The organism is uncultured Roseovarius sp., assembly GCF_913057115.1.
Lineage (GTDB): Bacteria > Pseudomonadota > Alphaproteobacteria > Rhodobacterales > Rhodobacteraceae > Roseovarius.
The window spans coordinates 24,664-44,931 of sequence record NZ_CAJXNN010000015.1; the positions used below are offsets into that span (position 1 = coordinate 24,664).

Below are 20,268 nucleotides of genomic sequence, written 5' to 3' on the forward strand. Positions count from 1 at the left end.
ATGCAATGTCCGGAAAATTCGTCGTCGGCTATGACGGCAGCGAAGGCGCGCGCCGTGCGCTCGACTTCGCGATTGAACGCGCCGCGGCACAAGGTGGGTCGGTCGTGATCGCCCATGTGCTCGAATGGTCGCCCTATTCGTTTCTGACACCAAACGAACTGGAGGAGCGTCACAAACGCCGCAAGGAAGAACTGGAACGCGCCGAAACCGCCCTCATGGCTCCGGTCGTGAAAGAGGTGTCCGGCAAAGGTGCCGAGATCGAGACCGCCATCAAATACGGCAAGATCGCGGACGTCCTGTGTGACATCGCCAAAGAAATGGGCGCATCACAGATGTTCATCGGTCGTAACGGTCATTCACCAATGGGCGCACGCGTCTTCGGATCGGTGGCAAGCGTATTGGTGCAAACCGCGCCCGTACCCTGCACCGTCGTACCATAAACAACAGATAAAACAGGGATAGTCATCATGTTCCGCACGTTCAATCGCGCGGCTGCCACGGGTCTGGGCCTCAGCCTTCTATCCGCCCCCGCCTTCGCGCAGTCCATCGACGAAAAGGTCAACGACCTTTTCGCAAGCTCCACAGGCTGGTTCGTCAGCTTCATCTTCAGCCCCTTCCCCGGCACGTCCTTTCCATGGATCGTGGCATGGCTGGTTGTCGCGGCAACCGTCTTCACTCTCTACTTCGCCTTCGTGCAGTTCCGAAGCTTCGGCCATGCGATCTCACTGGTGAAAGGCGACTACTCCGACCCCAACGACGCCGGTGAAGTCAGTCACTTCCAAGCACTGGCAACGGCGCTTTCAGGCACCGTCGGCCTGGGCAACATCGCCGGTGTGGCCGTGGCCATCGGCATTGGCGGTCCGGGTGCCACCTTCTGGATGATCCTTGCGGGCCTGATGGGGATGGCCTCGAAATTCACCGAATGTACGCTGGGCGTAAAATATCGCAACGAATACGAAGACGGCACCGTTTCAGGCGGCCCGATGTATTATCTCACCAAGGGCTTTGCCGAACGCGGCCTGCCGGGCGGGAAAATCCTCGCGGTTCTCTTCTCGGTCTTCTGTATCCTCGGTGCCCTGGGCGGCGGCAACATGTTCCAAGCCAACCAGGCCCACCAGCAAATCAGCGGCATCACCGGCGACTATCCCGGCTGGATCACGGGTGTGATTTTTGCCGTGATCGTCTTCCTCGTGATCGTCGGCGGCCTGAAATCCATTGCCCGCGTGACCGAAAAGGTGGTGCCCTTCATGGCCGTGGTCTACGTTTCGGCCGCCCTGATCATCATCATCGCCAACTTCGACATGGTCGGCTGGGCCTTCGGACAGATTTTCGAAGGGGCCTTCACCGGGCTGGGCGTTGCCGGCGGCATGGTCGGCGCGCTGATCCAAGGCTTCAAGCGCGCCGCCTTCTCGAACGAAGCGGGCGTTGGTTCAGCGGCCATCGCCCACTCGGCGGTGCGCACCAAGGAACCCATCACCGAAGGCTTCGTGTCATTGCTGGAACCTTTCATCGACACCGTCGTGATCTGCACCATGACCGCGCTTGTGATCATCATCTCGGGCCAATTGATCGTCGATGCCGATACCGGTCTCTACATCGCCACCGAAAGCGGCATGTTGCAAACCGTCGATGGCAACACCGGCGTCAGCCTGACCTCAGCCGCCTTCGCCACGGCCTTCGGCTGGTTCCCTGTCGTGCTGGCCATCGCGGTGGTGCTCTTCGCATTCTCGACGATGATCAGCTGGTCCTACTACGGCCTCAAAGCCTGGACCTACCTCTTCGGCGAAGGTCAAGGCAAAGAGATCACCTTCAAGGTCATCTTCTGCATCTTCGTGGTGATCGGCGCCTCGGCCAACCTCGGCCCGGTTATCGACTTCTCGGATGCGGCAATCTTTGCCATGGCCGTGGTCAATGTCTTCGGCCTCTACTTCCTGATGCCGATCGTCAAACGCGAGCTGCAAAGCTACACCGAGCGGCTGCGCTCCGGCGAAATCAAGAAGTTCCACTAAAGAACCATATCATTGACCTGATCAGGGCCGGCCATGCGCCGGCCCTTTTTTCATGCTATCGTGCGATTGTCGCAGACGGTTGATGGTCGCGGTCCGTGCTCTTACCTCTGGTTAAGAGACAGGCCGCAACTCGGCTCATTTGGAATTGAACGGAAGGATTTACCCATGGCGGACAAAGACGCATACGAAAAGAAGCTCAAAGCCCAACTGGACGAATGGCAGGCCAACATCGACAAGATGCGCGCCCAAGCGCAAGAAGCCAGCGCCGACGCGCAAATCAAGTACCAAGAACAGATCAAGGAACTCCGCAGTCAACGCGACGAGATGGAGACCAAGCTCAAAGAGCTGCAGGATTCACAATCTACCGCTTGGAATGACGTAAAAGCCGGTGCCGACAAGGCTTGGGACGAAATGACCAAGGCCATGCAGGACGCCTGGAAACGGTTTAGCTAAGGTCAAGAGTAGGGTGCGCATTCACTGCGCACCCTCCAAAGCTCACGCCGCGGCAAACCCTTTATCAAGTGCCGCGATGATCCGGTCCACCTCAGCCTCAGAAATTGTCAGGGGCGGTGACATCAGGATGTTATGCGCGCCCAGCCGCACCATGGCCCCGGCCTCATAGGCCGTCTGGTGCACCCGCTTCATGGTCTCGGCATCCATCGGCGTCTTGGCCGCCCGGTCACTGACCAGTTCGATCCCGGTCATCAACCCATGGCCACCCCGCACATCGCCGATGATGTCGTATTTCTCGGCCAGCTTGCGCACACCTTCATAAAGCTGCGTGCCCCGCGCCGCCGCATTGGTTTTGGTATCAAGCCGCAAAGTCTCACTCAAACAGGCCACAACCGCCGCCGCGCCGACGGGATGCGCCGAATAGGTATAGCCCGTCCAGATCGACCCTTCCGGCCCCGCACTTTCGAACACATCCGCCACCTTGTCCGACAGCAGCACACCACCCACCGGGAAATACCCGCTGGTGATGCCCTTGGCGACGGTCATCATGTCGGGCTTCACGCCCCAATGCCGCGCGCCGGTCCAGTCACCCGTCCGGCCAAAGCCACAGATCACCTCGTCACTGATCATCAGGATGCCGTAGCGGTCACAAATCTCGCGCATATGGGTCATGAAGGAGGCATCCGGCACGATCACCCCACCAGCCCCCTGAATCGGCTCCATGATGAAGGCGGCAATGGTGCTGGGGTCTTGGAACTCGATCTCGTCCACCATGGCTGCCGCGATCTTCTCGGCCAGCTTGGCAGGATCGGTTTCGTCAAACGGATTGCGATAGGTGTACGGGCTGGGCAGGTGGAAACAGCCCGGCAAAAGCGGCTCATAGGTGATGCGGAAGCGGTTGTTGCCATTCACACTGGCCCCACCCCAATGCGTGCCGTGATAGCCCTTCTTGAGGCTCAGGAACTTGGTGCGCGTCGGCTCTCCGCGAAGGCGGTGATACTGCCGCGCCATGCGCAAGGCGGTATCCACACTGTCCGACCCGCCCGAGGTAAAGAACACCCGGCTCATGCCATCCTCGGCAAAAAATTCCTGCACCGCGTATGACGCCTCAATCGCCGCCGGGTTCGAAGTGCCCGCAAAGGCCGAATAATAGGGCAACTGCCACAGTTGATCGGCAATCGCCTGCTTCACCGCATCGTTGGAATAGCCAAGGTTCACACACCACAGGCCACCCACCGCATCCACCGCCCGGTGGCCATCAAGGTCGATAATCTCAACGCCCTCGGCGCCTTTGATGATCTTGGGGGCGTTCTCTTGCGCCTCGCCGGGGTGGCCCATCGGGTGCCACAAATGGCGGGCGTTCATCTCGCGCAGGAAATTGTCGTCTTTCATCGGGCCACTCCTTGGGCTGAGTCTCGGATTTGATCAAATCCTGACACCAGCCTGCGCCCAAGTCCAGAGGGCTCAGGTCTCCTCGCGCCCCCAGCCGTCCGATTGCATCTCGCGCAAGCGGCTTGCGGTGCGCTCGAACTCGAAACTGCCTTCGCCCTCGACGTACAGATACTCCGGCTCCGCCGCCGCCGAACAGATCAGCCGCACCTTGGCTTCATAGAGCGCATCAATCAGGGTCACGAACCGCTTGGCCTCGTTGAAGTTCGACCGGCTCAGTTGTGGCACGTTTTCCAACACCAAAACCCGCGCCGCATTGGCAAGCGCAAGGTAATCCGCCGGGCCAAGCGGCTTACCGCAAAGGTCATAAAACGTCGCCCGCGCCACGCCATTGCGAAACGCCGGAATCTCCACCTCGCGCTTTTTCACATGCAGGGTCAAAGGCTCACCCCCCTGCCCATCGGTCAGGTCCTGCCAAACCTCTTCGATCCGCGCCCGAGCTTCCGCGCCCAATGGCGCGAAATAGGTGGGCGAACCTGCCAATCGATCCTGCCGGTAATCGGTGGGGCTGACCATCTCATGCACCACCATCCGTTCTTTCAGAAGGTCAATGAACGGCAAAAACAACTGCCGGTTCAGCCCGTCCTTGTAAAGATCATCCGGCACCCGGTTGCTCGTCGTGATGACCACGACACCACCGTCGAACAACGCCTCGAACAGCCGCCCCACGATCATCGCATCGGTGATGTCGGTGATCTGCATCTCGTCAAAGGCCAAAAGGCGTACCTCGTCGACAACCTGCTTGGCGACAGGGGCCAGCGCATCCTCCACCCCTTCGGCACGGGCCTTGTGCATCCCGGCATGAATTTCCTGCATGAAAGCATGGAAATGCACCCGACGGCTTGGCACCTCCAAGCCCTCCACGAACAAATCCATCAACATGGATTTGCCGCGTCCGACACCGCCCCAAAGGTAAAGCCCCTTGATCTCGGGCGCCGAGGCGCGCCGAAACCACCCGCGCTTCACCGGCTGCGCCAATCCCTCGCGAATACGCTCGAACTCCGGTAACACCGCCTCCTGCGCGGGGTCGGCTTCCAACCTGCCCTCGGCCACCAGCCGGGCATATCTTTCACTCACGCGTTCCATAGACCCGCCATAGCGCACCGCATTTCGTTAGGGAAGAACCCTCCGTGCGTCAGCCTCCCTGATACCCCCCATCACAAACCCTGAATTGACCACCCCCTGAAAACGCCTAAAGTCGCGCCCAGCGAACCAAGGACAGATCATGCAAAAGTCACCCCCCCTCTTCACGCCCGTCCTTATCGCGGGCTGCGTGATCATGCTGGTCTCCTTCGCGATCCGCGCGTCCTTCGGCGTGTTTCAAATCCCGATTGCCGAGGAATTCGGCTGGCTCCGGGCCGAGTTTTCGCTCGCCATCGCCATCCAGAACCTCGCATGGGGCATCGGGCAACCCATTTTTGGGGCCATCGCCGAACGCATCGGCGACCGCAAGGCCATCATCTTGGGCGCGCTCACCTATGCCGCCGGTCTGGTGCTCTCGTCCTTCGCGGTCTCCCCCGAAGCACACCAGTTCTATGAAATCCTCGTCGGCTTTGGCATCGCGGGCACCGGCTTTGGCGTGATCCTCGCCGTCGTGGGCCGCGCCAGCAGCGACGCCAACCGCTCCATGAGCCTTGCCATCGCCACCGCCGCAGGCTCGGCCGGGCAAGTCTTCGGCCCACCCGTGGCCGAGGCGCTGCTTGGCATAATGAGCTGGCAAATGGTTTTCGTCAGTTTCGCCGCCGCGGTGCTGGCCACGCTCGTGTTCCTTCCGCTGATGCGCGCCCCCGAACCCGCCTCCAAGGCGGAACTCGAAGAAACCATGGGCCAGATCCTCACCAAGGCCTTCCGCGACCCCTCCTATACGCTGATCTTCCTTGGCTTCTTCTCTTGTGGCTACCAATTGGGCTTCATCACCGCCCACTTCCCCGCCTTCGTGACGGAAATGTGCGGCCCGATCTCCCCCGGCGGGGTGCTGCACAATATCGGCATCACCACCACCTCGGCCCTTGGGGCCACCGCCATCGCGGTCATCGGCCTTGCCAATATCGCCGGCACGCTCAGCGCCGGTTGGCTCGGCAATCGCTATTCCAAGAAATACCTGCTGGCGGGCATCTATGCCGGGCGCACCCTGATCGCCGCCGCCTTCATCATGACCCCGATGACCCCAGCCACAGTGCTGCTATTCTCGGCCAGCATGGGCGCGCTATGGCTCGCCACGGTCCCCCTCACCTCTGGCCTCATCGCGCATCTTTACGGGCTGCGCTACATGGGCACGCTCTATGGCATCGTCTTCTTCAGCCACCAACTCGGCAGCTTCCTTGGCGTCTGGCTCGGTGGCCGCATGTATGACCTGACGGGTGGCTACACCATGGTCTGGTGGATCGGCGTGGGCGTGGGGGCCTTCTCGGCCCTCGTCCACCTGCCGGTGCGTGAGACTCGCCTGATCCCCAAAACCACTTGAGGCCACGCCACCACCCCGCTATCTCAGGGCGCAAAGGAGCCGCGCCATGAGCCTCAACACATTCGGACATCTCTTTCGCGTCACCACATGGGGCGAAAGCCACGGCCCCGCCTTGGGCGCCACCGTCGATGGCTGCCCCCCGGGCGTGCCGGTGGATGAAGGCTTCCTGCAACAATGGCTCGACAAACGCCGCCCCGGTCAGAACAAGAACACCACTCAGCGGAATGAACCCGACGCGGTGCAAATCCTCTCGGGCGTGTTCGAAGGCCAGACCACCGGCACCTCGATCCAACTGATGATCGAAAACACCGATCAACGCTCCCGCGACTATGGCGAGATCGCCCAGACCTTCCGGCCCGGTCACGCCGATATCACCTATCACCAGAAATACGGGCTGCGCGATTATCGCGGCGGCGGGCGCAGTTCCGCCCGCGAAACCGCGGCCCGCGTGGCCGCCGGTGGTATCGCCCGCGCCGCCCTGCGTGAACTGGTCCCCGGTTTGGAAATCAAAGGCTACATGACCCGCATGGGCGAGATGGAGATCGACCGCGAGCGCATCGACTGGGCCGCCATCGACACCAATGATTTCTGGCTCCCCGATGCGAACGCCGCGCCCGAGTGGGAGGCTTATCTGCAAAAACTCCGCAAGGATAAAAACTCCGTCGGGGCCGAGGTCGAAGTGGTCGCGCGCGGCGTCCCGGTGGGCCTGGGCGCGCCGGTCTATGGCAAACTCGATACCGACCTTGCCGCCGCCATGATGTCGATCAACGCCGTGAAAGGCGTGGAAATCGGCGAAGGGATGGCGGCCGCCCGCCTGACAGGCACCGAAAACGCCGATGAGATATTCATGGGCGACAACGGCCCGGAATATTCCTCGAACCATTCCGGCGGCATCCTTGGCGGTATCTCGACGGGGCAAGACGTGGTCGTGCGCTTTGCCGTCAAACCTACCTCCTCGATCCTGACGCCCCGCCGCTCCATCCGCATGGATGGCACGCCCACCGAAGTGGTCACCAAGGGCCGCCATGATCCTTGCGTCGGCATCCGCGCCGTGCCCGTGGGCGAGGCGATGATGGCCTGCGTGCTGCTCGATCACCTCATGCTGCACCGCGCCCAAGTGGGCGAAGGGCCAAGGGGCAAGATCGGCTAGACCCACCTCGCCAAACCAGCCTGAAACGCAGCCCGCCACAGCTTGCTTGACAGCGGGTGGCGGTCATGATCATTCGCCCTATGATTGCACCCACCCTTCTCTTCTTCGCGTCGCTCCTAGGTATCTGCATCGCCCTCTTGGTGATGCAGTCGACCAATCTCGCGCTCCTTGCCGCCCTCTGCAGCATCGCCAGCCTAATCCTGCTGGTCCAAGGCTATATTCGCCACCGCCGCGCCAAGGCGCGGGCGAACTGGCTGATCTTGGATGGCTCAAACATTATGCATTGGAAAGACAACACCGCCGATATTGCCACCCTGCGTGCGGTGACTGACTACCTATCGCAACTTGGCTACACCCCTGGCGTCGTCTTCGACGCCAATGTTGGCTATAAAATTTCCAACCGTTTCCTGGATGATCGCGCCTTGGCCAAACTGCTACACCTGCCCCGCAATCAGGTGATGGTCGTGCCAAAAGGCACCCCCGCCGATCCCACAATCCTCACCGCCGCCCACGACTTTGGCGCAAGGGTCGTCAGCGACGACCGCTTTCGCGATTGGGAGCAAACATACCCGGAAATCAACGAGCCAGGGTTCCTCATTCGTGGCGGCTATCAAAACGGCGAACTCTGGCTGGACTTGCCAACAGCCTCACAGCGCAGTGCATGACGGGTTTGAGGCCGCGCTGGACATTGACGCCACAAACGGAAAACGGCGCAAGAAAAGACCCTTAGGCTGACTTTGGCGCGCGCGGCAACTCGCTCCGGTAGAGACCTGCCTCAATGTCGCGCGCGATCCGGGTCATCGCCTCTCCGATACTCACGCGGAATGCCGGGGAAAACACGCGGGTCGATCCCGTCGCGCCGATTGACATTGTCGCGCCCGGTCCGCTGTGGCCCAGCGGTGCGGCGACCGAACACATGCCGCGTTCAATTTCCTCAACGCATTCGGCATAGCCGCGCCTGCGGATTTGTTCCAGTTCCGCCTCCAAATCCTCAAACCTTGTAAGCGTAAATTCGGTATAGGCCTTGAGCCGACCAGCAAGGCTTTGCGACGCCAGAACTTCCGGCGAAAACGCCACGATCGCCTTCGAGCAGGAGCACGCGTGAAGCGGGCGTTTCCCAAGGCCGGGGTGCAGAAAGGACACCCCGGTATCAGGGGTTTCGACATGGATGATCTCGACGGCCCGACCGCGCAGCCGCGACAGGAAAAAGGCCGCGCCATGCGTCATTGCCGCCTGTTTCAGGCTGGGGGCCACAAGTTCAATCAGTGTTTCGTCCGACTGGTCGGATTGAACAACCCGCCTGAGCCGCGTGCCGATCATGAACCGCCCCCGCGCCACCGGTTCCAGCAATCCGGTGCCAACCAAATCCTGCACCAGCCGATAGGCCGTGGCCTTGGGCAGGTCCGAATGGCCGCAGATATCGGCCACCGTCGCCTCGCCCTTCTGGCCAACGATTTCGAGGATAAGCGTCAGGCGTTCCAGATGCATGATTTTCTCATTTCATAAAACATGGTTTTTCGTTATACGGGAATTAACGGGGATTCAAGGGAGGACGCGGACAATGGACGGAGCATGCTGCGGACCGGGCTATTCAAGCCCGCAAGAGGCGATAAGAGCACCAAGGGAAAAACTGCTTTACACAATCGCCATCTATACCGGGACCGGAATCCAGAAACCGGACTATCTGGCAACGGTCGATGCCGACCCCGACAGCCCGACCTATTCCCAGGTGATCCACCGGCTGGAAATGCCGGGCATCGGGGATGAGCTGCACCACATGGGCTGGAACGCATGCTCCTCGTGCCATGACGACAGCTCGATGTCGCGCAAGTACCTGCTGGTTCCGGGCGTGCGCTCCAACAACATCCATGTCGTCGACACGGCCACCGACCCCTATGCGCCGCGCCTGCACAAGGTGATCGACGGGGCCGAAATCAAGGCAAAGGCCAACCTCAGCGGCCCGCACACCGTGCATTGCCTCGGGTCCGAGATCATCATTTCGTTCCTCGGTGACGCGCAGGGCGAAGCGCCGGGCGGCTACCTTCATCTCAACAAGGACTTCGAGATCGTCGGCCGCTGGGAAGAAACCATGGGCGACATCCCCTTCGGCTACGATTTCTGGTATCAGCCGCGGCACAACGTGATGATCAGCTCGGAATGGGCGGCCCCCAACACCTTCATGCCGGGCTTCGATCTGGAGGAGGTGGGGCACCTGAAATACGGCCGCCGCCTGCATATCTGGGATTTCGAGAAACGCACCCCCGTCGACAGCATGTATCTGGGCGAGGACGGGTTGATCCCGCTGGAGGTGAAGTTCCTGCACGATCCCGACAGCACGCATGGCTTCTGCGGGGCGGCCCTGTCCACCAACGTGATCCATTTCTGGAAATCCGACTCCGGCAAATGGGAATGGGAAAAGGTCATCGACGTCGACAACGAGCCGCACCCCGAATGGCCCATTCCAGTGCCGGGTGTGATGTCGGCCATCCTCGTGTCGATGGACGACAAGTATCTCTACCTCAACAACTGGCTGCACGGCGACATGCGCCAGTATGACATCACCGACCCGCACAACCCGAAACTGACCGGCCAGGTCTGGATGGGCGGGCTTCTGGGCCGCGCCCCCGAGGTCAACGGCGTCAAGGTCGCCGGCGGGCCGCAGATGTTCCAGCTCAGCCTCGATGGCAAACGGCTCTATGTCACCACCTCGCTGTTTTCGACCTGGGACAACCAGTTCTACCCCGAGATCCGCACCCAAGGCGGGGTGATGGTGATGATCGACTGCGATGTTGAAAACGGCGGCATGAAGATCAACGAGGATTTCATCGTCGATTTCGGGAAAGAGCCGAACGGCCCCAGCCGTTGCCACGAAACCCGCTACCCCGGTGGCGACTGCACCAGCGATATCTGGCTTTGACCGAGACCCGCACCATAACCCTCGCCAACCGCGACGGCGCGACATACACCGTCGATGCGCGCCGCCCGTTGCTCGACACCCTGCGCGAGCAAGGCGTTGATCTGCCATATGGCTGCAAATACGGCGGCTGCATCACCTGCGCGGCCAAGCTCACCGCGGGCGAGGTTGATCAGCGCCGCCAAGTGGCCCTGAACAATCGTCAGATCGACAACGGCTATGTCCTGCTGTGCATTGCCCGTGCGACCACCGACATCACCTTGGAAATCGGTGTCGAAAGCCACGACAAACTCTACCGAAACCCATTCCTCGATCCGCTGGAGCCGCATGAGCTCAAGGCGGACATCGCCACACCGAAGGAGCGTTAACATGCCTGCGACCGCGCTTGACGAGCTTTACGACTACGACCAGACGTACCTCGCCGACATCCTGAACTCGGTCAAGACCATCGCGATGGTCGGGGCCAGCGCCGACAAGACCAAGTTCAGCTACGGGGTGCTGCGGGTTCTGCACGAAACCGGCTACGACATGATCCCGGTGAACCCCAACCCCAAGGTCACCGAGATCCGGGGCATCAAGGTCTATAACTCGCTGGAGGACATCGACCGGCCCGTGGACATGGTCGAAGTGTTCCGCCCCAAGGAAGAGCTTTACGGCATCACCGAAAAGGCCATCGCCATTGGCGCGAAAGTGCTTTGGGGGCAGATCGGCGTCTACGACGATGACGCGGCCAAACTTGCCGAGGAGGCAGGCTTGAAGGTGGTAATGAACCGCTGCCCCAAAATCGAGCTGTTCCGCCCCTTCTGGAAGCCGCGCCTCGATCTGGCGATCTGAACCGCCCGGGGCAATGAATGTATGTCGGAGGCTCGGAGCTACCGTTGGCGCCCGGCCCCGACCCTGCGCCGCGGCCCGCCATACCGGCCATTCGTCCGCCTGGCAGAATTTTTGAGCGCGAAGGGTCGCTATGCGGGACGGAGTGGACTTCTTGAATTCCTCTCCGTGTGTCGACTTTCGAAAAAACGTGCTATGGTCGCGCGATGTTTAACGCATTCTCCGCAATGCAGTCTTTCGTGAGAGCAACGCTATGTCGCAATCGCTTGGTCGCCTTGTAGAACGCCAGATTCAGAAAGCATTGGCTGAAGGCAAACTTCAAGGATTGGAGGGCGAAGGGAAACCACTTCCTGACCGCTCAGGCGAAGCTTTCACAGATATGGCAACAGCAGTCGCGGTTCGGATAATGGCCGAAGCGGGGACGCTTCCGGAAGAGTTCAAGATCAAGAAGCTTCTCGAAGCTGCTAGGGAAAACTATCGGGCTGCGAAGACAGAAGACGAAAAACATGTTGCAATGGCGCTGATCGCAGAGTTGGAACAACGCTACAGTATTGCGGTCGAAGCCCGACGCCGTTTCATGGCTCCGTAACAGAACCGCCATTCGCGCATTCTGCAGCATTAGCCGAAATGGGCTCAAAGCAGCCTTGCGGCAGAGCAGAGAGCGGGTTCGCGTCAAGGCCTTTCAGACATCCGTTTCTCCGCTTTGACGCTGTAAGGCTCGTCAACGCAGCGAATGTTTCTCCCCGTCCACCGTATCCATCACCGTATCGATGAGGGTCTGGGTGTGGGGTCAGCGTCTGACTGGCAAAAGCGATCTTTGTTCTAACGGGTCAAAACGTACGAAACTTCCGTACGTTTCGTACGTTTCTCACCGCACGCCCTGTTAACCTGCGGGGACACAGACAAAAACACCGACGCGATACCGACGTTTTACCGACGCGTTACAGAAAGCGATTTTTTCGGTTAACCAATGGGTTAGACCCGATTCGCTCGTCCTTTGCCTCTGCCCCCTTCAACCCGCCAGAAGCTCCAGCCCACGCCGCCCCAGAGCCTGCGCCAGCGGCGCAAGCTGATCCGCGTTCTTGCCCGCCGCCGTCCCGGCGCGGGCGCGGTCGGCTATGCCCACGAAGATCACGCCAAAGCGGAAAAGCGAGAATATGACGTGGAAATCCGTCAACTGACCCGCCTCCGATTGCGCGTCGTACCGGGCCACGAACTCCTCCTTGGACGGGATGCCAAGCGCCCCAAGGTCAAGGCCACGGATGCCGCCGTATTCTTCCGGCGTCGTGTGCCATGTCATGCAGCAATACCCAAGGTCAGCCAAGGGGTGGCCAAGCGTCGACAACTCCCAATCCAGAATCGCGATGACCCGCGGCTCGGTCGGGTGAAACATCAAGTTTCCAAGGCGAAAATCGCCATGCGCAATCCGGCTTTGCCCGTCATCTTCGGGCAGGTTTTCCTGCAACCACAGGGACAATTCATGCAGTTCGGGGATCGGCTCGCCGGTGGAGCCATGCAACTGCTTGGTCCAGCGTCCGACCTGCCGCGCAAAATAGTTTCCGGGCTTGCCATAATCAGCCAGCCCCACCTGTGCCGGATCGACAGCATGCATCTTGGCCATGGCATCCGCCATGCCAAGATAAATCGCGCGGCGTTCCTCCGGCGCGATACCGGGAAGCGAGCAATCCTCGAAAACCCGTCCCTGCAACCGTTCCATCAAGTAAAACGGGGTTCCAAGCGCCTCCGGGTCATCATGGAAAAGCACCACCTTCGGCACCGGCACAGGCGTCGGGCCAAGGGCCTCCATCACCCGGTATTCGCGGTCAATGGCATGCGCCCCCCGAAGGATCTCCCCGTTGGGCTGTTTGCGCAGCACCATCTGCCTTGTGCCATGCGTCACGAAATAGGTCGGGTTCGACTGCCCACCCGATATGCGGGTCAACTCGGTGATGGGCGCAGCGCCAAGGGTACTATCCAACACCGCCTGAAGGCGCGCAGGGTCGAAATCGGTGTCGCTCATGCCTCTGCCCCGGCCACATCCCAAGCCCAGAAACCACGGCCCTCTGCCCGCAACTCACGGCTCAGGACCATGCGATGTACCTCGTCGGCCCCGTCGACAAGCCGGGCCTGCCGGGCATAGCGGTATATCCACTCCACGACGGTATCCTTGGAGTATCCGCGCGCACCGTTTATCTGGATCGCCGCATCGGCGGCATCGTGCAGGACATTGGCCACCTGGATCTTGGCCATGGAAATCTCCTTGCGGGCAAAGCCGCCCCGGTCGATTTCCCGCGCGGCTTTCATGACAAGCAACCGCCCCACTTCGATCCGCATCGCAACGTCACCCAGAATCTGCGCCACGCTTTCGCGCTCGATCAGACGCTGTCCAAAGCCTTCGCGCGTCTCGGCGTACTCCGTGGCAATCTCCATGCAGCGTTTGGCAAGCCCCAACCACCGCATGCAATGTGTCAGGCGCGCAGGCCCCAAACGGGTCTGCGTCACTTTCATGCCACGGCCTTCCTCCAAAAGCACGTTCTCGGCAGGAATCTCCAAACCATCGAACACCATCTCGCAATGGCCGCCATGCTCTTCTGGACCCATGATCGGGATGCGCCGTTCAATCGACCAACCCGGGTCATCCCGGTGAAACAGAAAGGCAGTATGCCCGCGCTTCGCGTCATCCGAGGTGCGCGCCACGAGGATGAAATGCGCCGCTTCGTCGGCGCCGGTGATGAACCACTTGCGCCCATGCACGACATATCGGTCGCCCCGCTTCTCCGCTCGGGTCAACATCATGCCGGGGTCCGATCCACCCCCGGGCGCGGGCTCGGTCATCGCAAAGGCCGAGCGCACCTCGCCACGCATGATCGGGTCGAGCCAACGCTCGCGCTGTGCTTCTGTTCCCAAGGCCCCGAGAACCATCATGTTGCCGTCATCCGGCGCGGCCGAGTTGAACACCACCGGCCCGAAGATCGAGCGGTTCATCTCTTCATAGACCACTGCCATGCCAGCCTTGGACAGCCCCCCACCGCCAAGCTTTTGCGGCATCTGCAAACACCACAGCCCCGCGTCACGCGCGGCGGCGCGCTCGCGCTCAAGAACATCCAACGCTATGTTTTCATGGTCGTCGTAGTTCGCTCTATCCGCCTCAAGCGGGATCAGGCGCTCCTCAACGAACTCCGCTACGCGGCGGCGGATGTCTTCGAGGTCCGTGGAGATGCTGAAGTCCATGTTGTCGCCTTTCACCAGGTTGCAACCAAAGGCTCGCCTTTGAAGGCGAACGCGTTTCCGGCTTGTAACGCGCGCCACCGAGGGCAGGCAACCATCACCTCGTCGTGGAATTGGAAACCATCGGGTCCGCTTTACCGGCGGATCATGGGGCCGCCCTTGGCAAACAATGAAACTCACGCGGGAACATCTCGATAACAACTAAAACACCCGCTTTTCTGAAGCGTGGGTTTCAGTGGAAAAACCGCAGCATGGAAAGGCTTGCGGCTCAGCGCTTAGCGCAACTGCAAATCCGCAAATTGACCAGTGCCCCGGTCTGAGATGAAGCGCATGGTCCGCCCTCGAACCTTCACCGCCTGGCAATTCGGTCCAAGATCCATCTGGCCCCAGTACAGATCACGACAGAAGTATCCGGACCTCCAGCGCCATGCGCCTGTCACATCACGCCCGAAAGCACGGCCCTTGATCCGACCATCACGGGTGACATCCAGCTTGATACCAAAACGGGTAAGCTCGCGGCCTTCGACAAGCGAAACGAACGCGCCTTTTTCGGAAATTTGTGAAAAGCCTTCGGCGCTTGCGGGCGGCGCCAAGGCCATCGCGAGAACAAGTGCGCATGCACGTTTCATGGGTCACGCTCTTTTGGCATACACCGATGGTACGTGACCCGAGGGAAACCGGATCAATTTTCGCTCAGGCCCAGCACATCCAGCATGTCATATTCGCCAGGGCCACGTCCCTGCCCCCAAAGCGCCGCCTTCAATGCGCCACGGGCGAAAACCGCCCTGTCACTGGCGACATGGCGCAGGGTGATCCGCTCACCCGTGGCGGCGAAAAGAACATCATGCTCCCCCACGATGTCACCGCCCCGGATTGCGTGAAAGCCAATGTGCCCGCGTTCGCGTTTGCCGGTGATCCCGTCGCGCCCTCGGTCCGAAACGGCTTCAAGATCGACACCCCGGCCATCCGCCGCGGCTTGGCCCAGCATCAGGGCCGTCCCCGAAGGCGCATCGACTTTTTGGTTGTGGTGAGACTCGATCACCTCGATGTCGAAATCTTCGTCCAGTGCCGCAGCCACCTTTTTCGTCAATTGAACCAACAGGTTGACCCCAAGGCTCATGTTGCCGGCCCGAACCACGACAGCGTGGCGCGCCGCAGCCTTGATCTTGGCAAGGTCATCGTCGCTCATGCCAGTGGTACCAATGACATGCACACAGCGTGCTTGCGCGGCGATGCCCGCGAATTCCACCGTGGCGGCAGGGGCGGTAAAATCAATAACCGCATGCGCTTTGGCGAAGGCTTCCAGCGGGTCGTCCGTTACGGTCACCCCCATTTCGGCACCTCCCATGGCTATACCCACGTCGCGACCGATCCAGTCATGGCCCTTGCGCTCCAACGCCCCCACCAGCCGCGCGCGTCCACTTTCCACGATGGTACGGATCAACATCTGTCCCATGCGCCCCGAGGCGCCTGTCACCACGATACCCGGCAGGTCTGTCATCGCTTTTATCTCCCGTTCTTGCCGCGCCTTGCATAGCGCGGGCAGAGACAATTGGCAAAGCGGCTTTGTGGTGGTGCAATCAGGCCAACCAACGCCGATCATCGCTTGGCAAAACGAGCCCGAGCGATTAGATGCGAGGCATGGCAAAGAACAAGTTTCATGACGGGCCCGGCCCCTCCCAACGGCAACTTCGCGTCGGCGAGTTGATCCGCCGGACCCTGTCCGAGGTGCTGATGCGTGGCGATATCCATGATCCCGACCTCAACCGCATGTCGGTAACGGTGGGTGAAGTGCGCACCTCTCCCGACCTCAAGATCGCCACAGCCTATGTCTTGCCCTTGGGCGGCGAAGGACAGGATGATCTGATTGAGCTGCTGGCGCGCAACAAAAGCGAGTTGCGTCGTCTCATCGGTAAGAAACTTGATCTGAAGTACGCCCCCGACCTGCGCTTTCGCCTTGATAAGACCTTCGATCAAATGGACGAAACCCGACGCCTGTTTTCCCAAGAAAAAGTTCGCCGGGATGTTGAAGGCTAGGCGCTTCGCGTGGTGTCTTGCGACGCTCACGGTTCTCGCAAGTCCGACCCTCGCGGTAGAGTGCGGCCGTCTGGACCATGACGGCGCAACCTATACCGTTTGCAAAGTCGACACGACGCATGAAACCATCCGGCTGTTCCTGAATGACCCTGAAACCGGCAAACCTCTGGGCAGCTTCAACAATGTCGAAACGCTCAGCGAAGCGCGTGGCGAAATCCTCACTTTCGCCATGAATGCCGGGATGTATCATCAGGATCGCACCCCTGTGGGGCATTACCTTGAGGACGGCAAGGAAGCCCGAGGGGTCATAACATCGGATGGTCCTGGCAATTTCGGCCTTTTGCCCAATGGCGTGTTCTGCGTAGGTGGTGACGGCGCGCAGGTCATCGAGACCAAGCGCTATGTCGAGGAAAAGCCAAACTGCACATATGCCACGCAATCCGGGCCCATGCTGGTGATTGACGGCGGACTGCACCCGCGTTTCCTGAAGGACAGCGACAGCCTTTATGTCCGCAACGGTGTGGGAACCTCAGCTGACGGCAAAACGGCCTATTTCGCGATCTCCGAGGACGCTGTGAATTTCCACGCATTCGGACGCCTGTTTCGCGATGCCTTGAAAGTTCCGCAAGCGCTGTATTTCGACGGCAATATCTCACGGCTCTTTTCGCGCGACTTGGGCCGCCACGATGGCGGCTTTCCCATGGGGCCTATCGTCGGTGTGACCCAACCTACCCAATAACGCGAAACTGGCCTTCCCTGGGACGCGCACTACGTCGGCACAGATGATATCAGAAGGCCAAACCGCATGACCGCCGATCGTGACCTGAACGAAGGCCCGGTCAGTCACGCCCTGATCGCTGTCAGCGCGCCCATGACGCTTGGTATTTTAGGCGTTCTTTCGGTGGGTCTGGCCGACGCCTTTTTTCTGGCCCGCCACAGCGACACGGCGCTGGCTGCTATCGGGTTCGTCTACCCGGTTATCGTCGCGCTGGTCTCGCTTTCCATCGGGCTATCTGCAGGAACCAACACGGTCGTCTCGCAGGCCATTGGCAAGGGGGAGCGAGGCGCGACGCGACAACGCCTGACGCTACACGCCATGGGCCTCGCGGCGACCATGGCCTGCACGGTGTCATTGGCATTTTATCTTGCCGCGCCGTGGCTGTTCTCGGTGATGGGTGCCAAGGGGGACGTACACGACGCGATCCTCGGCTATGTGCCCTATTGGTGTCTCAGCTTTCCGCCAATGGTGACGGGCATGGCGCTGAACGCCACCTTCCGCGCCGCCGGACGCAGCGGCGTAGCAGCCACGGTGATGGCGGTTCAAGCCCTCCTCAATATCGCTCTTGATCCGCTTTTTATCTTTGGCATTGCTGGTGTGCCTGCTCTGGGCGCCGAAGGTGCCGGGCTGGCGACTTTCCTCGCACGTGGTATTGCCTTTCTTGGGCTATTCACCTTCGCGCTGCATCAAGGTGCGATCCGGCTGGATTGTGCGCCCCTTACCGACCTACGCAAATCCATCCGAAGGATTGCACGCGTCGGACTGCCGGCAGCCCTGTCCAATGCAATCAACCCGGCGGGCATGGCCGCCGTCACAGCCGCCGTGGCCGTCATCGGCGATGTGGCCGTTGCAGGCTTTGGCGCGGCGGCGCGAGTGCAATCCATCCTTTTCGTCCCCATGCTGGCGCTGTCGTCCGGGATCGGCCCTGTGGTTGGTCAGGCCTGGGGTGCCAAAAAGTATGATCGCGCTCGCGATGCGATGCGGCTTTCGGTTCTTATCTGCCTTGGCTATGGGCTGACACTGGCTTTGGTACTGCTGGTTTTCGCCAAACCGATCGCTACCCTAATGACTGGTGGAGATGGGGCTGCGCCCTATACCGCGCGATACCTGCGCATCGTCGGCTGGGGCTTTTTCGGCTACGGCATTCTTGTCACCGCGAACGCTGCAATGAACGCCCGGGACCGCGCGGTTTGGTCCATGGCGCTGAGCGTTACGCGCATCGCGGTGGTTTTCATACCTTTCGCTTGGGCGGGTGTCTGGCTCCTGGAGTACACCGGAGTTCTGTTGGCGGCACTGGCCGCCAATGTCATCGGCGCCTGGGCCGCATTGATCGCCACGCGCGCCACGGGCCTGCTGCACCTTGACTGGTGGCCGATAGGTCTACCCGCCCGGCAACTCACACGCAGCTTGCCAGTCAGCACGAATTGACAGGACACCCGCCTTGGGCTACCCCGCCGCCTTCATCCAGGGCAACGGGCAGGCAAGCACCATGGCACGCAAACGCAAGGGACGCGATATCTCCGGCTGGCTGGTGGTGGACAAACCGGCTGGCATGACCTCTACTTCCGTGGTGAACAAGGTCCGCTGGGCGCTTCAAGCCAAGAAGGCCGGCCACGCTGGAACGCTGGACCCCGAGGCGACGGGGGTATTGGCCGTGGCTTTGGGTGAAGCCACCAAAACCGTTCCCTACATCACCGATGCACTCAAGGCCTATGAGTTTACGGTGCGCTTGGGGCAAGCCACCAATACCGACGATGCCGATGGCGAGGTCATCGCAGAAAGCGACACCCGTCCGGACGATGATGCCATCAAGGATGCACTCGGCCAATTCGTGGGTGAGATCATGCAGGTCCCGCCCAAGTATTCCGCCGTGAAAATCGACGGCGAACGCGCCTACAAACGCGCCCGCGATGGTGAGGATTTCGAGGTTGAAGCCCGCCCCCTCTGGGTTGAGGAGTTGCTGCTTGTCGATCGCCCCGACGCCGACCACGTCACGCTGGAAATGACCTGCGGCAAAGGCGGCTACGTGCGGGCAATCGCCCGCGATCTGGGTGAGGCGCTCGGCTGCTACGGCCATGTGCGCGACTTGCGGCGCATCTGGTCCGGTCCCTTCCGCGCCGAGGAGGGATTGACCATCGACCAGATCGACGAAATGGCCCATTCGCCCGAACTGGACACCTACCTGCGACCGCTCGAAGATGGCCTTACCGACCTTCCCCGCGTTACCGTCACCGACCAGGGGCTTGCCAAGCTCAAGAACGGCAATCCTGGCTTGGTTGTCGCGCATGATGTCGAGTATGGCGAAGAATGCTGGGCCGCCTATGATGGCCACGCCGTCGCCGTGGGCCGCTTCAAGGCCGGGGAATTGCACCCCAGCCGGGTCTTCAACCAATGACCGAAACCGGCGCGCATGATCCCGGTGGCAAGGTTCGCCTGAAACTGCCCGAGGGTGTGACAGGCACCGCCAGGTTTTCCGATTGCGGCCGCTATCGGCAGGCCCTTACGCGCGATTGGACACCCGAAGGCGGGGCCCCCCGCGCGATCCTCTTTATCGGCATGAACCCCTCGGTTGCCGCCGCCGAAGTCTCCGACCCAACGTGCCACCGCGAATTGATCTTTGCGCAGGATTGGGGATTTACCCGATATCTCAAGGGCAATGTTCTGGATTGGCGGGCCACCTCGCCCAAGGACATCCCCGCCGATCCTGATCTGGCGTGCAGCCCCGCCAATATTCCGACGCTGGTCGAAATGGCGGCTGAAGCCGAAGTGATCGTCATGGCCTACGGCAAGCTTCACAAACGCTTTGCCCCCCTGACCGAAACCGTGATCCGCGCCATGGCCGACACCGGCAAACCACTACGCTGTTTGGGCCTCAACAAGGATGGCTCTGCCAAACACCCGCTTTACCTGCGCAAGGACACGCCCTTGATGGACTTCCCCCACCAAGGCTAATCG

At 60.8% G+C, this 20,268-nt stretch carries 22 protein-coding genes; 15 read left to right on the plus strand and 7 right to left on the minus strand.

Annotation, left to right across the window (positions count from 1 at the left end):
* Positions 1–5 precede the first annotated feature (5 nt).
* From QZ498_RS08245 to QZ498_RS08255, 3 genes are all read left to right on the plus strand, one after another.
* Positions 6–440, plus strand: a complete 435-nt coding sequence (locus tag QZ498_RS08245) for a universal stress protein (protein WP_294621385.1) — start codon at positions 6–8, stop codon at positions 438–440.
* A 27-nt stretch (positions 441–467) separates the two neighbouring features.
* Positions 468–2,009 carry a sodium:alanine symporter family protein gene (locus QZ498_RS08250; protein ID WP_294621386.1) on the plus strand — a complete coding sequence of 514 codons (1,542 nt, stop codon included), beginning with the start codon at positions 468–470 and terminating at the stop codon, positions 2,007–2,009.
* A gap of 165 nt (positions 2,010–2,174) precedes the next feature.
* On the plus strand, positions 2,175–2,462 hold the full coding sequence (locus QZ498_RS08255) for a hypothetical protein (protein ID WP_294621387.1): 288 nt from the start codon (positions 2,175–2,177) through the stop codon (positions 2,460–2,462).
* A gap of 42 nt (positions 2,463–2,504) precedes the next feature.
* Here the strand turns inward: QZ498_RS08255 and QZ498_RS08260 are convergent, their stop codons facing one another.
* Both QZ498_RS08260 and zapE read right to left on the minus strand, forming a co-directional pair.
* Positions 2,505–3,854: an aminotransferase class III-fold pyridoxal phosphate-dependent enzyme gene (locus QZ498_RS08260; protein WP_294621388.1), complete on the minus strand. Its 1,350-nt coding sequence runs from the start codon at positions 3,852–3,854 to the stop codon at positions 2,505–2,507.
* Between the two features lie 72 nt (positions 3,855–3,926).
* Positions 3,927–4,997 (minus strand): cell division protein ZapE, encoded by a 1,071-nt coding sequence (gene zapE / locus QZ498_RS08265; RefSeq protein ID WP_294621389.1) that lies wholly within the window; start codon positions 4,995–4,997, stop codon positions 3,927–3,929.
* A gap of 139 nt (positions 4,998–5,136) precedes the next feature.
* On the opposite strand from zapE, the gene QZ498_RS08270 reads away from it, so the two are divergent.
* The 3 genes from QZ498_RS08270 (at position 5,137) to QZ498_RS08280 (ending at position 8,190) form a co-directional block, all read left to right on the plus strand.
* Positions 5,137–6,375: an MFS transporter gene (locus tag QZ498_RS08270; protein WP_294621391.1), complete on the plus strand. Its 1,239-nt coding sequence runs from the start codon at positions 5,137–5,139 to the stop codon at positions 6,373–6,375.
* Between the two features lie 46 nt (positions 6,376–6,421).
* Positions 6,422–7,525, plus strand: a complete 1,104-nt coding sequence (gene aroC / locus QZ498_RS08275; RefSeq protein ID WP_294621392.1) for a chorismate synthase — start codon at positions 6,422–6,424, stop codon at positions 7,523–7,525.
* Positions 7,526–7,590: 65 nt separating this feature from the next.
* Positions 7,591–8,190, plus strand: coding sequence for a hypothetical protein (locus QZ498_RS08280; protein ID WP_294621439.1), 600 nt, complete (start codon positions 7,591–7,593; stop codon positions 8,188–8,190).
* Positions 8,191–8,251: 61 nt separating this feature from the next.
* On the opposite strand, the gene QZ498_RS08285 is transcribed toward QZ498_RS08280, so the two are convergent.
* Positions 8,252–9,013: an IclR family transcriptional regulator C-terminal domain-containing protein gene (locus QZ498_RS08285; RefSeq protein ID WP_294621393.1), complete on the minus strand. Its 762-nt coding sequence runs from the start codon at positions 9,011–9,013 to the stop codon at positions 8,252–8,254.
* Positions 9,014–9,086: 73 nt separating this feature from the next.
* On the opposite strand from QZ498_RS08285, the gene QZ498_RS08290 reads away from it, so the two are divergent.
* The 4 genes from QZ498_RS08290 to QZ498_RS08305 all read left to right on the plus strand — a co-directional run bounded on the left by QZ498_RS08290 (position 9,087) and on the right by QZ498_RS08305 (position 11,859).
* Positions 9,087–10,442, plus strand: coding sequence for a selenium-binding family protein (locus tag QZ498_RS08290; protein ID WP_294621394.1), 1,356 nt, complete (start codon positions 9,087–9,089; stop codon positions 10,440–10,442).
* On the plus strand, positions 10,439–10,807 hold the full coding sequence (locus tag QZ498_RS08295; protein ID WP_294621395.1) for a 2Fe-2S iron-sulfur cluster-binding protein: 369 nt from the start codon (positions 10,439–10,441) through the stop codon (positions 10,805–10,807). Before QZ498_RS08290 ends, QZ498_RS08295 begins: the two co-directional genes overlap by 4 nt.
* 1 nt (position 10,808) lies before the next feature.
* Entirely contained in the window at positions 10,809–11,273 is a 465-nt protein-coding gene (locus tag QZ498_RS08300; RefSeq protein ID WP_294621397.1) for a CoA-binding protein, read from the plus strand.
* Between the two features lie 250 nt (positions 11,274–11,523).
* Positions 11,524–11,859, plus strand: a complete 336-nt coding sequence (locus QZ498_RS08305; RefSeq protein WP_294621398.1) for a DUF1992 domain-containing protein — start codon at positions 11,524–11,526, stop codon at positions 11,857–11,859.
* 423 nt (positions 11,860–12,282) lie between these two features.
* Here the strand turns inward: QZ498_RS08305 and QZ498_RS08310 are convergent, their stop codons facing one another.
* The 4 genes from QZ498_RS08310 to dapB form a co-directional block, all read right to left on the minus strand.
* Complete coding sequence (locus tag QZ498_RS08310) at positions 12,283–13,290, minus strand: phosphotransferase family protein (protein ID WP_294621399.1); 1,008 nt, start codon at positions 13,288–13,290, stop codon at positions 12,283–12,285.
* Positions 13,287–14,501, minus strand: coding sequence for an acyl-CoA dehydrogenase family protein (locus tag QZ498_RS08315; RefSeq protein ID WP_294621403.1), 1,215 nt, complete (start codon positions 14,499–14,501; stop codon positions 13,287–13,289). The genes QZ498_RS08310 and QZ498_RS08315 overlap by 4 nt, the downstream gene beginning before the upstream one ends.
* A gap of 272 nt (positions 14,502–14,773) precedes the next feature.
* Positions 14,774–15,127, minus strand: a complete 354-nt coding sequence (locus tag QZ498_RS08320) for a dihydrodipicolinate reductase (RefSeq protein ID WP_294621404.1) — start codon at positions 15,125–15,127, stop codon at positions 14,774–14,776.
* Between the two features lie 53 nt (positions 15,128–15,180).
* On the minus strand, positions 15,181–15,999 hold the full coding sequence (gene dapB / locus QZ498_RS08325; RefSeq protein ID WP_294621405.1) for a 4-hydroxy-tetrahydrodipicolinate reductase: 819 nt from the start codon (positions 15,997–15,999) through the stop codon (positions 15,181–15,183).
* Between the two features lie 140 nt (positions 16,000–16,139).
* Between dapB and rbfA the strand changes: the two genes are divergently transcribed.
* From rbfA to QZ498_RS08350, 5 genes are all read left to right on the plus strand, one after another.
* Entirely contained in the window at positions 16,140–16,535 is a 396-nt protein-coding gene (gene rbfA, locus QZ498_RS08330; protein WP_294621406.1) for a 30S ribosome-binding factor RbfA, read from the plus strand.
* Entirely contained in the window at positions 16,522–17,274 is a 753-nt protein-coding gene (locus QZ498_RS08335) for a phosphodiester glycosidase family protein (RefSeq protein ID WP_294621408.1), read from the plus strand. Before rbfA ends, QZ498_RS08335 begins: the two co-directional genes overlap by 14 nt.
* Positions 17,275–17,340: 66 nt before the next feature.
* Positions 17,341–18,741, plus strand: a complete 1,401-nt coding sequence (locus QZ498_RS08340) for an MATE family efflux transporter (RefSeq protein ID WP_294621410.1) — start codon at positions 17,341–17,343, stop codon at positions 18,739–18,741.
* Between the two features lie 61 nt (positions 18,742–18,802).
* Positions 18,803–19,708, plus strand: coding sequence for a tRNA pseudouridine(55) synthase TruB (truB, locus tag QZ498_RS08345; protein WP_294621440.1), 906 nt, complete (start codon positions 18,803–18,805; stop codon positions 19,706–19,708).
* Positions 19,705–20,265 (plus strand): DUF1643 domain-containing protein, encoded by a 561-nt coding sequence (locus tag QZ498_RS08350; protein WP_294621411.1) that lies wholly within the window; start codon positions 19,705–19,707, stop codon positions 20,263–20,265. Before truB ends, QZ498_RS08350 begins: the two co-directional genes overlap by 4 nt.
* Positions 20,266–20,268: the final 3 nt, after the last annotated feature.

Coding starts and splice junctions, on each gene's coding strand:
- QZ498_RS08245 (WP_294621385.1), top strand. CDS start 6: ATGTCCGGAAAATTCGTCGTCGGCTATGACGGCAGCGAAGGCGCGCGC.
- QZ498_RS08250 (WP_294621386.1), top strand. CDS start 468: ATGTTCCGCACGTTCAATCGCGCGGCTGCCACGGGTCTGGGCCTCAGC.
- QZ498_RS08255 (WP_294621387.1), top strand. CDS start 2,175: ATGGCGGACAAAGACGCATACGAAAAGAAGCTCAAAGCCCAACTGGAC.
- QZ498_RS08260 (WP_294621388.1), bottom strand. CDS start 3,854: ATGAAAGACGACAATTTCCTGCGCGAGATGAACGCCCGCCATTTGTGG.
- zapE (WP_294621389.1), bottom strand. CDS start 4,997: ATGGAACGCGTGAGTGAAAGATATGCCCGGCTGGTGGCCGAGGGCAGG.
- QZ498_RS08270 (WP_294621391.1), top strand. CDS start 5,137: ATGCAAAAGTCACCCCCCCTCTTCACGCCCGTCCTTATCGCGGGCTGC.
- aroC (WP_294621392.1), top strand. CDS start 6,422: ATGAGCCTCAACACATTCGGACATCTCTTTCGCGTCACCACATGGGGC.
- QZ498_RS08280 (WP_294621439.1), top strand. CDS start 7,591: ATGATCATTCGCCCTATGATTGCACCCACCCTTCTCTTCTTCGCGTCG.
- QZ498_RS08285 (WP_294621393.1), bottom strand. CDS start 9,013: ATGCATCTGGAACGCCTGACGCTTATCCTCGAAATCGTTGGCCAGAAG.
- QZ498_RS08290 (WP_294621394.1), top strand. CDS start 9,087: ATGGACGGAGCATGCTGCGGACCGGGCTATTCAAGCCCGCAAGAGGCG.
- QZ498_RS08300 (WP_294621397.1), top strand. CDS start 10,809: ATGCCTGCGACCGCGCTTGACGAGCTTTACGACTACGACCAGACGTAC.
- QZ498_RS08305 (WP_294621398.1), top strand. CDS start 11,524: ATGTCGCAATCGCTTGGTCGCCTTGTAGAACGCCAGATTCAGAAAGCA.
- QZ498_RS08310 (WP_294621399.1), bottom strand. CDS start 13,290: ATGAGCGACACCGATTTCGACCCTGCGCGCCTTCAGGCGGTGTTGGAT.
- QZ498_RS08315 (WP_294621403.1), bottom strand. CDS start 14,501: ATGGACTTCAGCATCTCCACGGACCTCGAAGACATCCGCCGCCGCGTA.
- QZ498_RS08320 (WP_294621404.1), bottom strand. CDS start 15,127: ATGAAACGTGCATGCGCACTTGTTCTCGCGATGGCCTTGGCGCCGCCC.
- dapB (WP_294621405.1), bottom strand. CDS start 15,999: ATGACAGACCTGCCGGGTATCGTGGTGACAGGCGCCTCGGGGCGCATG.
- rbfA (WP_294621406.1), top strand. CDS start 16,140: ATGGCAAAGAACAAGTTTCATGACGGGCCCGGCCCCTCCCAACGGCAA.
- QZ498_RS08335 (WP_294621408.1), top strand. CDS start 16,522: ATGTTGAAGGCTAGGCGCTTCGCGTGGTGTCTTGCGACGCTCACGGTT.
- QZ498_RS08340 (WP_294621410.1), top strand. CDS start 17,341: ATGACCGCCGATCGTGACCTGAACGAAGGCCCGGTCAGTCACGCCCTG.
- truB (WP_294621440.1), top strand. CDS start 18,803: ATGGCACGCAAACGCAAGGGACGCGATATCTCCGGCTGGCTGGTGGTG.
- QZ498_RS08350 (WP_294621411.1), top strand. CDS start 19,705: ATGACCGAAACCGGCGCGCATGATCCCGGTGGCAAGGTTCGCCTGAAA.